This window comes from Embleya sp. NPDC050154 (genome assembly GCF_044460165.1).
Classification (GTDB): domain Bacteria; phylum Actinomycetota; class Actinomycetes; order Streptomycetales; family Streptomycetaceae; genus Embleya.
In genome coordinates this window covers 242,976-256,397 of the sequence record NZ_JBITJP010000012.1, presented here as the reverse complement: position 1 = coordinate 256,397, position 13,422 = coordinate 242,976, and the positions used below count along the sequence as shown (strand labels likewise).

Genomic DNA, 13,422 nt, shown 5'->3' with positions numbered 1-13,422 from the left:
ACGTGTCAGACACCATAGCCGCCGTCCACATCCAGCTTCTGGCCGCTGATGAAGCCGGCCCGGTCGGAGGCCAGGAAGCAGACCGCCTCGGCGATGTCCCGGGCCGCGCCGAACCGCCGCAGCGGGATGTTGGCGCGCGCGACGTCCAACGCGCGCTCGTCGAGGTCGCCGCTGTCGATCAGCCGCGCCGCCATGCCGTCGGTGAGCATCCCGGGGCCGACACTGTTCGCGCGCACCCCGAACCGGCCCTCCTCGGCGGCGATGCCGCGCACGATCGCCTCGACCGCGCTCTTGGTGCACGACGACAGGCCGTCCCGGACCGGGAATCGGCTCGTGGCGGCGGTGGTGACCGCGACCAGGCTGCCATTGCCGGCGGCGCGCAGGTACGGCAGCGAGGGATGGACCAGGTTGAAGAACGCGGCGGCGTCGCCGTCGAGTTGCTCGCGATACTGCGCCGGCGTGACCCGACTCAGGTGCAACATCGGTACGTGTGGGCCGGCCGCGTACACCACCGTGTGCACGCCGCCGAACTCCGCCGCCGCCTCCGCCACGAAGCGCGCCACGGCGTCCGCGTCGGTGAGATCGACCTGCCACGCGCGGGCCCGTCGACCGTGCTCGACGCGGGCCTCCTCGGCGACGGCCTCGGTCCCTGCGGCGCCGTTGCGATAGGTGACGGCCAGGTCCGCCCCGCGCTCGGCGAACATCCGACAGATCGCCGCACCGATCCCGCCTCCGGCACCGACCACCACGACCGCGCCGGCCCGCTTCCCGAAGTCGCGCTCCATGACTGGCTCCCTGCTGCACGCGAATCTGACGACCTGTCAGGAATATCCCCAGTCCGGGAAACTGTCAATGGATCCCACCCCTGACCAGCCAAAACACCCGAACCGATGGACCGACGACACGCCAATTCCACAGCCTGCCCCGACCTCGACCCCGAATCCGGCCCCAGCACCGCCCCCAGCACTGGCACCGCCCCCGAACAGGAGTGACCCATACGGCGATTCCCCAGGTCACGGGGGTGCCGACGGCCGGAAACGCCACTGCCATACTGAACCGGCCTGCCCACCCCCTGCCACTTCTCGCGGAGGTCTCCCACCTTGGTACGTGTTCGCCCGCGTCGTCCGACGGGTCTGCTCGTGATCGCCCTGTTGTCGACGGCAACGGCATGCGGGGGACCGGCCGAGGAACTCGCGAGGGCTTCCTCCACGAACAAGTCGTCCACAACGCCCCCGGCCTCGTCCGCGCCTTCGAACACATCCCCAAGAGCACCCGGCGCCGCCTCCCCACTGACGACGGCCGAACTCAAGCGCGCGCTCCTCAAGAAGACCGACATGCCCGAGGGCTGGGAATCGATCGTCGACACCGACCGAGGTGGCGACGACTCGCAAACGGAATCGAACTCGGCCGACTGTGATCGACTGACGAGAATGGCCAATCCGATATCCGGTGCCTACCCCGTCCTGGCGGCGGCGTCGATCACGGCTCGGGATCCGGCACCCGGGGGCAAGGCGTACGCGCTTCTCGGCGCCGGCTTGACGTCCCTGTCGGTCGATGACGCCAAAAGGCTCATCCCCGTAACCCGAGAGCTGATTCCGCGATGTGGGGATCGGCGGTTGACGACGGACGAGCTCTCCGGGCAGTTCACGACCCGGGAAATCCGGTGGGACAAGCTCGGTGACGAAACCTTGGCCGCCGAATTCGTGACGCGAGTCGACAACGGACAGGCTTGGGTGCACTCGATCGTCCTGGTACGCGTCGGCAGCACCGTGATTCGGGTGGTGCGGGTCAATCTCAACGGTGCCACACCGCAACACCCCGACGAGGCGCTGGTCCGAAAGCAGGTCGAACAGGTCGTCTCGGCCATACGCGGAACCGGCTGACGCACCGGGCCCGGGCCCCGACGGTGGGCGGGCTCACATCCCGACCGGATCCGCCTTCGGCCGACGAACTCGAGAGCCACACCCTTCGGCTGAGTCGACCCGGCTTCCTGGGGGCGCCGGCCCCGGGGCAACGGGGCCGGATGGCGCGTACCGCCCACCGGTCGACTCCGACCGCGCGACCACGACCGCACCGCGCGCTGCCACTCCTCCGAAATCCGGGCCAATGCGCCAAAACTGAAGTCCCCCGCCCCACCCGACACACAAGGCGACCCCACCCAACCAACCAACACCGCCCAGCCAACATCAGCCCGGCCGGCGCTTGAGGCCAACCCTGCCCGACCCGCGCATGAGGCCAACCAACCCCAAATCCCACCCCGCGCCCACCGGCTAGAGCATCCCCGCCAACGCCTCTTCGTTCTCCTCCGCCCCACCGAATTGCGTCGCATGCACCCACGCCCGCTTCAGATACAGGTGCACGTCCACCTCCCAGGTGAACCCCATCCCGCCATACACCTGCGTGGCGTCCTTCCCATTCCGCGTCGCCGCGTCGTCCCCCATCACCTTCGCCGTGAGTACCGCGACCTCCGGATCGCCCACCGCCGGATCATCCAGCGTCACGGCCGCCGCATACACCGCGGCCCGCGCGATCTCGGTCCGCACCAGCATGTCCGCGCACAGGTGCTTGACCGCCTGGAAGCTGCCGATCACCCGCCCGAACTGCTCCCGCTCCTTGGCATACTGCGTGGCCAACTCGGTGAGCCGCCCCGCGATCCCGAGCTGAAGCGCCGCCGTGAGCACCGCTCCGATTCGGCGCCACTGCTCAGCAACGAGAGCATCGGCCACCAACTCGCCCACCGGCAGCTCGTCCACCGAGGTCACCGGCGTGAACGGATCCACCGGATGCGCGACCCGCTCACCGCGCACATGCTTCGGGTCGACCAGCCGAATGCCCTCATCGGTGAGCACCAACAAACAGTCCAACGCGTCCAGATGCTCGACCAGCAAGGGCCACGAGTCGCCCTCGATCAAACCGACCACCGCATCCCCCGAGGCCGCGTCCGTCCCCAGGTCCCCGGGCAGCGAGGCCGCCAGATGCGTGGCCACCAACGGCCCGGGCAACAACACCCGACCCGCCTCCTCGTACACCAGCGCGGCCTCGGCCACCCCCAGCCCGACGCCGCCCGCCTCCTCCGCGATCCGCAGCGAGAAGAAGCCGGTCTCGGCCAGTTCCCGCCACAGCGCGCGGTCCACCATCCCGGGTACCGGCGCGGTGTCGACCAGCTTCCGCATGCGCTCCCGGTCGAACCGACCCTCGCAGAACTCCCGCACCCCGGACCGCAGATCGCGCTGGTCCTCACTCAGCTGGAAATCCATGTCCGATCACCGTTCCTTGCTCAGCCGAAAGTCCATGCCCGACCGTTCCGTGCCCAGCCGGAAATCCACCCCATTGCGCAGCCGGCAACCCACGCCCGGTCGCCCCTCCACGCTCGGCCGGAAATCCCCGTCCGGTCGCCCCTCGACCCCCAGCCGGCAACCCACGCCCGATCACCGTTCCTTCGGCAGGCCGAGGATGCGCTCGCCCACGATGTTGCGCTGAATCTGCGACGTACCCGCCGCGATCGTGTACGACAGCGACGACAGCCGCTCGTCCATCAGCGTGCCGCCGGGCAGCCCCGCGACGTCGTCCACGGCCAGGGCCGCCCGACCCAGCAGCCGATGCGCCAGGTCGTACACCTTCTGCTTCGTCTCGGAGAACCGCAGCTTGAACACCGAACCGCCGACCCCGGGCACGCCGGAGCGCTGCGCCTCGGACACGTTCCACTTGGTCAACGCCCACAGCGCTTCGAACTCCGCCGTCAGGTGCCCCAGTTCGCGCCGCAACGCGAGATCGTCCCAGGCACTTGCCTGACGTCGCGTCACCTTCTTGGCCAGTGCCGCGAGTTCGCGCAACAAGCGCTGGCAGGCCACCACTTCGCTGACGAACGCGGTACCGCGCTCGAACGACAGGGTGACCATGGTGACCCGCCAGCCGTCGTTCTCCTCGCCGACCCGGTTGGCCACCGGCACGCGTACGTCGTCGAAGAACACCTCGGCGAACTCCGACGTGCCCATCACCGTCTCCAGCGGACGGATGGTGATGCCCGGCGTGTCCATCGGCACGATCAGCCAGGTGATCCCCTTGTGCTTCGGCGCGTCCGGGTCGGTACGTACCAACATCTCGCAGTAGTCGGCCACTTCGGCGTGCGAGGTCCAGATCTTCGAGCCGTTGACGACGTAGTCGTCGCCGTCCCGGACGGCCCGGGTACGCAGCGACGCCAGGTCGCTGCCCGCGCCCGGTTCGGAGAAGCCCTGGCACCACACGTCGTCGCCGCGCAGGATCCCCGGGAGGTAGCGGCGACGCTGTTCCTCGGTGCCGGCCGCGTCGATGGTCGGTCCCGCGTGCAGCAGGCCGACGAAGTTGGCGCCCACGTACGGCGCGCCCGCCCGCTCGGTCTCCTCCAGGAAGATCAGGTGTTCGGTCGGCGTGGCACCCTTGCCGCCCGCCTCGACCGACCAGTGCAGGCCCGCGTAGCCGGCCTCGAACAACAGCCGCTGCCAGGCGGTGTCATACGCCCGCCGCCCCGGCCAGTCGTTGCGATCGGGCTTGGCGGGCAGCAGCGGGATGGCCCGATCGAGCCACGCGCGCAGTTCCGCGCGAAATCTCTCCTCGGCCTCGGTATACCGGAGGTCCATCTCGACTCCCTGTCACGAACAGTCGGGCCGGCCCCAAGACCGGAAAACAAAAAAGCGAAGACCCCAGGCCCAGCCCAAGCCCCCGAGCCCAACCCCTGAGCCCCGAGCCCCTCGGCCCGAGCCCCCCGAGCCCGAACCCGGGCTCCCAACCCAAGCCCCCGAGGACGAGCTCCCAACCCAAGCCCCCGAGGACGAGCCCCTGAGCCCGAACCCCAAGTCCTCAGCCCAGGCCCCGAGCCCCAACCCCAAACTCACGCCCCATACACAGGCGTCGGCGTCGGCGCCTCGTCGATCAACTTCGCCACCACCGGACCGAGCTCGGCCGGCTCCCAGCGCCGACCCGCGCTCGCCTCGGGACCGTGCTGCCAGCCGGTCGCGACCGAGACCTTGTCGCCCTCGACCTCGAACACCCGACCGGTCACCTCGCGCGACTGCGCCGAGCCGAGCCAGACCACCAGCGGCGAGATGTTCGCCGGGTCGTAGAAATCGAAGCTGCCGTCCTCGGGCTTGCGCACCATGTCCGGCATCGCTTCCTCGGTCATCCGGGTCCGCGCGGCGGGCGCGATCGCGTTGGCGGTCACCCCGTACCGGCCCATCTCCACCGCCGCGATCTGGGTCAGGCACGTGATGCCGGCCTTGGCCGCGGCGTAGTTGCCCTGCCCGACCGAGCCCATCAGGCCCGCGCCGGACGTGGTGTTGATCAGCCGCGCGTCGATCGTGTCGCCCGCCTTGGCCCGCGCACGCCAGTACGCGCCGGCGTGCCGCATCACCGCGAAGTGGCCCTTGAGGTGCACCCGTACCACCGCGTCGAACTCGTCCTCGCCGAGCGAGACCAGCATCCGGTCGCGCAGGAAGCCCGCGTTGTTGACCACGACGTCCAGCCGGCCGAACGCGTCGATGGCGGTCTGTACCAGGCGCTCCGCGCCCGCCCAGTCCGCGACGTCGTCCGCGTTGATCACCGCCTTGCCGCCCAGCGCCTCGATGTCGGCCACGACCTGCTGGGCCGGTCCGAGCGAACGGCCGTCGCCCTGGCGCGAGGCGCCGATGTCGTTGACCACCACGTGCGCGCCCTCACGGGCGAACGCCAGCGCGTGCTCGCGCCCGATGCCGCCGCCGGCACCGGTGACGATGACGACGCGTCCCTCGCAGATCCCACTCATTCCAGGCCCCTCCGGTGTACTGACGACGTGTGCCGACGCGAGTCGGAATACCTCGGAAGCGGCCCGCCGAGAATTCGACGAGCCGCCCCTTGCCGCTGAACCCAAAACCCGACCGAGCCCGACCGGGCCCGCCGAAAACCGACGAGATCCCGAGGAATCCCGGCGCGAACCCGACTCAGACCGCGGTCGCGGCCACCCGCCCCTTGTCGAAGTCGAGGTCGAGCATCCGGATCGCGTTGCCCCGGATGATCTTGTAGACCGTCTCCTCGCTCAGCCCGGCGAGGTGCTCCTCGGCGATCTTCTTGGTGTGCGGCCACGTGGAGTCGACGTGCGGATAGTCGGTCTCGAACGTGACGTTGTCCTCGCCGATCACGTCGAGCGAGTTCACCCCGTGCCGGTCCCGGAAGAAGCACGCGAACATGTTCCGCCGGAAGTAGTACGACGGCGCTTCGGGCAGCACCTCACCGGTGACGGCCCACGCGCGGTGCTCCAACCAGACGTCGTCCATCCGCTCCAGCGCGTACGGGATCCAGCCCATCTGACCCTCGGAGTAGGCCAGTTTGATCTTTGGGAACCGGGCCGGGATGCCCGCGAAGATGAAGTCGGCCATCGAGGCCATCGCGTTGTTGAAGCTCAGCGACGCCTGCACGGCCGCGGGCGCGTCCGGCGAGGCGGCGGGCATCGTCGAGGACGAGCCGATGTGCATGTTGATCGTCACGCCCAGGTCCGCGCAGACCTGGAAGAACGGGTCCCAGTAGCCGGTGTGGATGCTGGGCAGGCCCAGGAACGCCGGGATCTCGGAGAAGCACACGGCGGTGACGCCGCGCGCCCGGTTGCGCTCGACCTCCTCGACCGCGAGCCGCACGTCCCACAGCGGGATGATGATCAGCGGGATCAGCCGACCCCCGGAGTCGCCGCACCACTCCTCGACCATCCAGTCGTTGTAGGCGCGCACGCACGCGAGCGCGACCTCCTTGTCCGCGGCCTCCGAGAAGGTCTGGCCGCAAAAACGCGGGAAGGTCGGGAAGCACAGCGAGGCTTCGACATGGTTGACGTCCATGTCCTTGAGCCGCTCGGCCGGGTCGTACAACCCGGGGCGCATCTCGGCGCGCGTGATGCCCTCCAGGGTCATCTCGTCGCGACTGAAGCCGACGGCGGCGATGTTGCGCTTGTACGGGAAGCGCAGGTCCTCGTAGAACCACCAGTCGGCCGGCGGGCCGTCGGGGTCGGTGGTGATCTTGTAGCTCGCCCCGGTGTACTCCAGCGTGCCGATGCCGGTGGTGACCGGCTTGGGGCCACGCTCGTGGTACTTCTTCGGCAACCAGCGCTCGAACAGATGTGCCGGCTCGATGACATGGTCATCCACGCTGATGATCTTCGGCAGTTCACCGAAGGAGTTTCCGGACCGCGTGGCAGCCTGTCCGGGCTGGTTGGTGCTCATCGGCCCCTCCCGCTCACTGAAATCTGATGGACCGTCAGATTTAGCGTAATCTCTGGGCGGAGGGAACCACAAGCTGACTCAACGTCAGGAGAATCACGGATGGCCCTGCGCCTCGAAGAACTGATCGCCCCCGGGCACACCGCGTTGATCACCCAGGAATGCCAGAACGGAGTGATCGGCGCACACGCGGTATTCCCCGCGCTGACCGCCCACACCGGGGAGCTGATTCCGGCCGTCGACCGACTCGCGAAGGCCGCCCGCAGGGCCGAACTCCCGGTCGTGCACTGCCTCGCGGTCCGCCGGCCGGACGGTCTGGGCGCCAACACCAACGCCCGGATGTTCGGCGCCGCGGCCAAGGCACCGATCCTGTTGGAACCGGGTTCACCCGCCGCGGACGTGGCCGACGGAATCACCGTCGAGCCCTCCGACCTGGTGCTTTCCCGCTATCACGGGCTCGGCCCGATGGCCGACACCGGATTGGCCGCGGTACTGCGGAACATGGGCGTACGCACGATCGTGGGCGTCGGCGTCTCGCTCAACGTCGGGATGCTCAACTTCGCGATGGACGCGGTCAACGCCGGATTCCAGTTCGTCATCCCGCGCGAGGCGGTGGCCGGATTTCCCCCCGAATACGCCGAGGCGGTGCTCGCGAACACCTTCAACGCGATCGCCACGATCACCACGGTGGACGCCGTACTGGCCGCCTGGAACTGAAACCTGATGCCCCGTCACCGTGTCGGTGACGGGGCATCAGGCGAAGCGCGGAACGCCTGATCCGAGAAACACCCGATTCGGGAAGCACCCGATCGGGCGAACACCGATCCGGGGAGGCCCGATCCGGGGGTGGGGCCCGATCCGGAGCAGACCCGATCGAAGAGCGCCCGATCGAAGAATCGCTCCGGGCGGCTACGGCTGACCGGCCGTCAGCGATCGGGCGTCCAGGGCTTCTTGTCGTACTCCTCACGAAGCTTGAACTTCAACACCTTGCGCAGCGTCTCGTTCCGGGGCAACGCGTCGACCAGTTCCAACTGCTCCGGGATCTTCTGCGTCATCAACCCGGCCTCGCGCAGGTATCCGACCATCTCGGCGAACTCCAGGTCGGCCTCACCCGGTTGCCGCTCGACCACGGCGCACACCCGCTCGCCGCGCTCGCGATCGACCAGGCCGATCACCGCCGCGTCGGCGACCTTCGGATGGGCGAAGAGCAGATCCTCGATCTCGCGGGCCGAGATGTTCTCACCCTTCCGGATGATCACGTCCTTGAGCCGACCGGTGAGCGAGAGGTGTCCGTCGGCCCGCAGCCTGCCCAGGTCGCCGGTACGGAAGAAACCGTCCTCGTCGAACGCGTCGGCGGTCAGCGCGGGGTCGGTGTACCCCTTGAACACCATCGGCCCGCGCAGCCGGACCTCGCCCTCCTCGCCGGTCTCCGCGACGCTCCCGTCGGCCCGGGCGATCCGCACCTGAATACCGGTGACAGGCTTGCCCTCGGTGTACGAACGCTGGTCCTCGGAGTCGTGCGGGCCGCCCTGGGCGATCATCGGGACCTCGGTCATCCCGTATCCGTGGCACAGGATCGCCCGCATCTCGTCGCGAACCTCGGCGACCAGCTCCGGCGGCTTGGGCGCGCCGCCGCCCGAGACGATCCGCAGCGTCGGGATGATCTTCTCGCCGGGCTGCTTGCGCTGTTCGTTCAGGAACGCGACGTAGAACGCGGTCGAGCCGCCGACCATGGTGACGCCGAGCCGCTTGTACACGGGCACCACGCCGGCCGGGTCGAAGTTCTCCACGATCACGGCCGGGAAACCGGAGGCGAGCACCGTGACGATGTAGTCCGGGCCCGCGATGTGCGCGTACGGGAAGGCGATCGAGCCGACGTCGGACCGCGACATGTCGAGCGCGACGGCCAGGCCCTTGCCGCCCGCGAGCAGCGTGGAGTCGCTGTGCTGCACACCCTTCGGGTCGGAGGTGGTGCCGGAGGTGTAGTAGAGCCAGCGCACCTCGTCCCCGTCGGTCGGCGCGGCCGGGAGCCCGGCCGGGTCGCCCTCGGGCAGCTCGTCGTACGCCACCAACACGGTCGGCGGCTGCGCCATGTCCTTCGCGAGCGACTCGCCCATCGCCAGGAAGTCGAAGCCCTTCCAGCTACGCGGACACAGGAAGAACTCGGCGCCGGTCTGCCGCAGACAGAAGCCGACCTCCTTCTCCCGGTAGAACGGGATGATCGGGTTCTGCACCGCGCCCAGTCGAGCCAGCGCGAAGGAGACCACGATGGACTCGATCCGCGTGGTCAACTGCCAGGTCACGCGGGTACCGGCGGTGACACCGAGCGCGTGATAGCCCGCGGCCACGCGCTCCGCCCACGCCTTGAACTCACCGAAGGTGACCGTACGGTCCTCCGGGTCGAGCAACATGGGCACATCGGGAGTCGCCGCCGCGCGGCGCTCCACCAGCTCCCAGAGAGTGGTGGCGTCGTAGATCGGGTCAGACACGTGTCCTCCGCGCGGGAAGCCGGGGCCGGGGGTACGGAGCCCGGGCATGGCGGGGCCAGCGCCCGGGTGCTGACCTGACGGTACGTCAGAAGCTTTGCGGGAAGAAAGACTTCGCGTGGTCACGCGCATCACAACCGGATCGTTCGCAAGCTTGATCGAGTACTGGCCAACCGACCCGGGACTGCCTAACCTGGGGCGGTACCGCCTACCCCGGGGGCAAAATGTCACCCTTCCGCCGGGAGCGCCCGCCGGTGTGCCTGGGCCCGCTCGCGAGCCTCCCCGAGGACGTCCCGACCCGGGTCGCCACCAGCCCCCCGGTCGCGATCCTGCGCCACGGCGACACGGTCCACGTCTTCGAGGACCGCTGCCCCCACGCCGGCGCGATCCTCTCCAGAGGCACCCTGACCAACGAACACCTCACCTGCCCGGCCCACAAAGCCACCTTCGAACTGGCCACCGGCCGCTCCACCGGCCGACTCCCCTGCCGCCCCCTCCACACCTACACCTCCTGGCTCCAAGACGGCCTCCTCTACCACTCCCCCACTCCCCGCCCCACCCGCAAAGCCCAGAAATCCCCCTGCCCCAACCCCACTCCGCCCCTCGACTCCCCCTGACCCCCCGAGCCACGGCTCCCAAACCACAGGCCGGCGACGAGAAGGCAGCACCGCGCGACGGACGTCGGCCTGCGACGGCGGGCAGGCGGGCAGGCAACGACGGGCGCTTGAACCCGAGCGGCCCCCGACCACTTGGCGGCCCCAAGCCCAAAAAGCCGCCTCACCCGAAAAACGCGAGGCCACTCAGTACCACCCACCCGACCCACGCCCACAGCCCGAGCCACCCAATTCAGCCCGGCCGGCGTTTGAGGCCACCCCAACCCAACCGACGCCCCACCCAGCCCGGCCGGCGTTTGAAGCCGACAACCGCGCGCTCAGATCGCGGTCGGGTACGCGGAAAAGGCGCCGCAGCCCTTGGTCCAGGCTCCGGAGAGGTCCGCACCCGGTGGAAAGCGGCCGGCCAGTTCCAACGCGACCATGCCGTGGGCGAAGCCCCATACGGCACGCGCGGCGTCGGCGTCGCCGCCCACGGCTCGCACCAGTGGCGCCGCCGCGCGAGCCTCCAGTCCCGCCGGCAACGCGCCGCGGTCCAGGGGCCGGTCACTCATCAGTCGATACAGATCCGGATGGGCCAGCGCGTACGCGCGGTACGCCCCCGCCAGCGCCGCGATCCGCCCCTCACCCCGAACCACGTCGGCCACCCGACCCGCACTCGCCGCTCCGGACGAGCCGCCCCCGGCCGCTGGGCCACCCGCCCGACTGCCCGCCCCGGCCCCGCCGGCCCCGCCGACTACGCCATCGGCCCCCCGATCGCCCGGACCGTCCGCCACCTCGACGGCCTCCAGCGCCTCCGCGAGTTCGGCCATGCCCTGGGCGATCAGTGCGTTCTCGACCGCGGACTTGTCCGGGAAATGCTTGTACAACGACGGCGCCTTGATGCCGATCCGGTCCGCGATCCGCCGCATCGACACCGCATCCGGACCCTCCCCCTCCAGGAGTTCCCGCGCGGCGACCACGATCTCGCGAGCCCTGGCGCTGAGGGGCGATGACAACACGTCAGACATGCTTGCGGAATCCTTCCGGAGTGCGCAGTCCGTACCCGGCGGCACGGTCCATCGCGATGTGGGTGAGCCAGCCGAGGCCGGCGGTGAACAGCGGCGGCCAGACGACGGGCGTGACGGTGTACGCGACCAGCACGATCAGCGGGACCCAGGCCCGGTGCAGCGCGTTGTAGAACGGCACCGCGCGCGGCTGGAGCCGACCGGGCTGGTGCGTACCGTCGCGCGCCGCGTCCGTGGCGCCGATGAACATGGTCAGGTCGGGCAGCACGAAGAAGAGCAGCGCCGCCGCCGAGGTGACGAAGCCGTACTTCACGCTCTCGAACACCGCGAAGGCGGCCAGGAACAACGTCAACGCGATCCACGCTCCGCGTCGGATCCGTCGGACCACGGCCGAGCCACCGATTCCCGTGTGCGCAATGGTGCTCATGCCGCCGCCTCCGTTCGCCTGAGGCTAACAATGTTAGCCGCTCGCGTCCATCATCCGGCTAACACCGTTAGCCGTCAAGTCTCGACGGCATTCTCGTCCCCTCACGAACGTCGCGCGTGCCCACCGACTCCCGACCTGGGGACGACAAGCGCCACGGACCCGACCGATATCAGCAAAGCCGGCGCGAGCCCGATCACCAATCCGGCAATCGGCCACTGCGTCGACCCCACCGGCACCCCTGACACCGCCGATTCCGGCGGGTCCAGCACCAACAACCGCAGCGCCGACCACTTCGACACCGACGACCCCAACACCGGCGGCTTGGGCACAGGCGGCTTCGGCGGTTTGGTCGCCGGAGGCCGAGGTGGCCGCGGATTCGTCGGTTTCGTCGGCGGTTTGGTGACACCCCCGACCCTCACCACCGGCCCTGCGCCATCCCGGACCCCTCGAAGCGCTCACTCCCCGGCGCGTACCCGGCGCCCGTCCGCCCAACCCGCGCCTCGTACCGTGCGCCGCCCGAACCCCCACCGGACTCGACCTCGACGACCGCCCGCCCACCACCCTCGGCGCCCGCCGTACCGCAGGCCCCAGCAGCCGGCACGCACACACATGCCACCAGCAGACACCGCGCCGCGAACCGAGAGTTGGCCATGGCGCAAGGTTGGCGCCGCCCAGTGGATCACCCCGAGCGAACCCCCGAAAATCCCACGTACGAGTGACCACCCCAGCCCCAGCCCAAGCCCCCGAACCCGAGTGCGAACCCAAGCCCGAACAACCGGCACAACGGGCGCTACGGGCACTACGGGCACTACGGGCCGGGCCACCCAGCAATCTCACCCGACGACCACCTCACCGGCCACGCGACCCACAACCTCGCGCAGCCCGGTCGCGAACGCCCGCGGGCACTCGCGACCACCGACGAACAGGTGATCACCGAAGTCGCCGCAGCACGGGCCCTCCTGGCCGGCACCTGCCGCCGACAACCCTGACCCGACTACGCTCCTGACGCCGAATCAGCGGGCGGTGATCTCCGGACCGATCGCAAAGCCCTTCAGCGGGCCGTCCGGAATGGTGGCCACAGTTCCGTAGGCCGCCCGAATCACCATTCCGTACTCGCCCTTGACAGCGTCCGGCTTGCTCAGCACCGTAACGACCCCGTCCTCATCGAAGTCATCGATGATCACGTAGACGTCGATGCCGGCCTCGGCATAGGCGCGACGCTTGCGGTCTCGATCGCGTGCCCCGGCCTCTCGCCCGGGTGACACGATCTCGGCAACCAGGATCACACCCGATGCGGACACGCCGAGCCCGTCGGGATCCGGAGCCTCGTCCACATCCTCGGGAGCCACGAAAACATCCGGGATATACACCTTGCGGCGACAAATGACGTTGATGTCCTGGTAGGCCGCGAGCGAATCATCCGCGTCCAAGTGATCCCCAAGCGCGTCACGCAGACGGTTCGCTACCTTCCCATGGCGCCGGGACCCGGTGGGAGACACCTCGATGGCTCCTTCGATGATCTCGGCACGCAGTCCCTCGGGCAGCGTCATCTCGTTCCACGCTTGCCAGAGCACATCGTCGAGCGCGTCGAAGCCGGAAGCAGTCACATGAAACTCATGCGTCGCGATCGCCATCGGAAAACACCTCCTGACCCAGTCCGGACCACGGGTCGCCGGT

12 protein-coding genes are annotated in these 13,422 nt (G+C 69.4%); 3 read left to right on the top strand and 9 right to left on the bottom strand.

What is annotated here, in order from left to right; all coding sequences use genetic code 11:
- Positions 1-5: 5 nt before the first annotated feature.
- The gene (locus ACIBSV_RS25915; protein WP_395866933.1) at positions 6-785 is read right to left on the bottom strand and encodes an SDR family NAD(P)-dependent oxidoreductase; all 780 of its coding nucleotides are present in this window, start codon (positions 783-785) and stop codon (positions 6-8) included.
- Positions 786-1,616: 831 nt separating this feature from the next.
- On the opposite strand from ACIBSV_RS25915, the gene ACIBSV_RS25910 reads away from it, so the two are divergent.
- Positions 1,617-1,883 carry a hypothetical protein gene (locus ACIBSV_RS25910; RefSeq protein ID WP_395866931.1) on the top strand — a complete coding sequence of 89 codons (267 nt, stop codon included), beginning with the start codon at positions 1,617-1,619 and terminating at the stop codon, positions 1,881-1,883.
- 387 nt (positions 1,884-2,270) lie between these two features.
- Here the strand turns inward: ACIBSV_RS25910 and ACIBSV_RS25905 are convergent, their stop codons facing one another.
- From ACIBSV_RS25905 to ACIBSV_RS25890, 4 genes are all read right to left on the bottom strand, one after another.
- Positions 2,271-3,257, bottom strand: coding sequence for an acyl-CoA dehydrogenase family protein (locus ACIBSV_RS25905; RefSeq protein WP_395866929.1), 987 nt, complete (start codon positions 3,255-3,257; stop codon positions 2,271-2,273).
- 171 nt (positions 3,258-3,428) lie between these two features.
- Positions 3,429-4,616: an acyl-CoA dehydrogenase gene (locus ACIBSV_RS25900; RefSeq protein ID WP_395866927.1), complete on the bottom strand. Its 1,188-nt coding sequence runs from the start codon at positions 4,614-4,616 to the stop codon at positions 3,429-3,431.
- A gap of 251 nt (positions 4,617-4,867) precedes the next feature.
- Complete coding sequence (locus ACIBSV_RS25895) at positions 4,868-5,776, bottom strand: SDR family oxidoreductase (RefSeq protein ID WP_395866925.1); 909 nt, start codon at positions 5,774-5,776, stop codon at positions 4,868-4,870.
- A gap of 175 nt (positions 5,777-5,951) precedes the next feature.
- Complete coding sequence (locus ACIBSV_RS25890; RefSeq protein WP_395866924.1) at positions 5,952-7,217, bottom strand: amidohydrolase family protein; 1,266 nt, start codon at positions 7,215-7,217, stop codon at positions 5,952-5,954.
- Between the two features lie 99 nt (positions 7,218-7,316).
- Between ACIBSV_RS25890 and ACIBSV_RS25885 the strand changes: the two genes are divergently transcribed.
- Entirely contained in the window at positions 7,317-7,931 is a 615-nt protein-coding gene (locus tag ACIBSV_RS25885) for a cysteine hydrolase (RefSeq protein ID WP_395866922.1), read from the top strand.
- 209 nt (positions 7,932-8,140) lie between these two features.
- On the opposite strand, the gene ACIBSV_RS25880 is transcribed toward ACIBSV_RS25885, so the two are convergent.
- Entirely contained in the window at positions 8,141-9,703 is a 1,563-nt protein-coding gene (locus tag ACIBSV_RS25880) for a class I adenylate-forming enzyme family protein (protein ID WP_395866921.1), read from the bottom strand.
- Positions 9,704-9,924: 221 nt separating this feature from the next.
- On the opposite strand from ACIBSV_RS25880, the gene ACIBSV_RS25875 reads away from it, so the two are divergent.
- The gene (locus ACIBSV_RS25875; protein ID WP_395866919.1) at positions 9,925-10,317 is read left to right on the top strand and encodes a Rieske (2Fe-2S) protein; all 393 of its coding nucleotides are present in this window, start codon (positions 9,925-9,927) and stop codon (positions 10,315-10,317) included.
- A 314-nt stretch (positions 10,318-10,631) separates the two neighbouring features.
- Here the strand turns inward: ACIBSV_RS25875 and ACIBSV_RS25870 are convergent, their stop codons facing one another.
- The 3 genes from ACIBSV_RS25870 to ACIBSV_RS25860 form a co-directional block, all read right to left on the bottom strand.
- Positions 10,632-11,321 (bottom strand): TetR/AcrR family transcriptional regulator, encoded by a 690-nt coding sequence (locus ACIBSV_RS25870; protein ID WP_395866917.1) that lies wholly within the window; start codon positions 11,319-11,321, stop codon positions 10,632-10,634.
- A complete protein-coding gene (locus tag ACIBSV_RS25865; RefSeq protein WP_395866916.1) occupies positions 11,314-11,745 on the bottom strand; it encodes a DUF4260 family protein in 432 nt (143 codons plus the stop codon). The genes ACIBSV_RS25870 and ACIBSV_RS25865 overlap by 8 nt, the downstream gene beginning before the upstream one ends.
- Before the next feature lie 1,013 nt (positions 11,746-12,758).
- Positions 12,759-13,379: a Uma2 family endonuclease gene (locus tag ACIBSV_RS25860; RefSeq protein WP_395866914.1), complete on the bottom strand. Its 621-nt coding sequence runs from the start codon at positions 13,377-13,379 to the stop codon at positions 12,759-12,761.
- Positions 13,380-13,422: the final 43 nt, after the last annotated feature.

Excerpts from the sequence above, each read along its gene's own strand:
- ACIBSV_RS25915 (WP_395866933.1), bottom strand. The coding sequence starts at position 785 with ATGGAGCGCGACTTCGGGAAGCGGGCCGGCGCGGTCGTGGTGGTCGGT.
- ACIBSV_RS25905 (WP_395866929.1), bottom strand. The coding sequence starts at position 3,257 with ATGGATTTCCAGCTGAGTGAGGACCAGCGCGATCTGCGGTCCGGGGTG.
- ACIBSV_RS25900 (WP_395866927.1), bottom strand. The coding sequence starts at position 4,616 with ATGGACCTCCGGTATACCGAGGCCGAGGAGAGATTTCGCGCGGAACTG.
- ACIBSV_RS25895 (WP_395866925.1), bottom strand. The coding sequence starts at position 5,776 with ATGAGTGGGATCTGCGAGGGACGCGTCGTCATCGTCACCGGTGCCGGC.
- ACIBSV_RS25890 (WP_395866924.1), bottom strand. The coding sequence starts at position 7,217 with ATGAGCACCAACCAGCCCGGACAGGCTGCCACGCGGTCCGGAAACTCC.
- ACIBSV_RS25885 (WP_395866922.1), top strand. The coding sequence starts at position 7,317 with ATGGCCCTGCGCCTCGAAGAACTGATCGCCCCCGGGCACACCGCGTTG.
- ACIBSV_RS25875 (WP_395866919.1), top strand. The coding sequence starts at position 9,925 with ATGTCACCCTTCCGCCGGGAGCGCCCGCCGGTGTGCCTGGGCCCGCTC.
- ACIBSV_RS25870 (WP_395866917.1), bottom strand. The coding sequence starts at position 11,321 with ATGTCTGACGTGTTGTCATCGCCCCTCAGCGCCAGGGCTCGCGAGATC.
- ACIBSV_RS25865 (WP_395866916.1), bottom strand. The coding sequence starts at position 11,745 with ATGAGCACCATTGCGCACACGGGAATCGGTGGCTCGGCCGTGGTCCGA.
- ACIBSV_RS25860 (WP_395866914.1), bottom strand. The coding sequence starts at position 13,379 with ATGGCGATCGCGACGCATGAGTTTCATGTGACTGCTTCCGGCTTCGAC.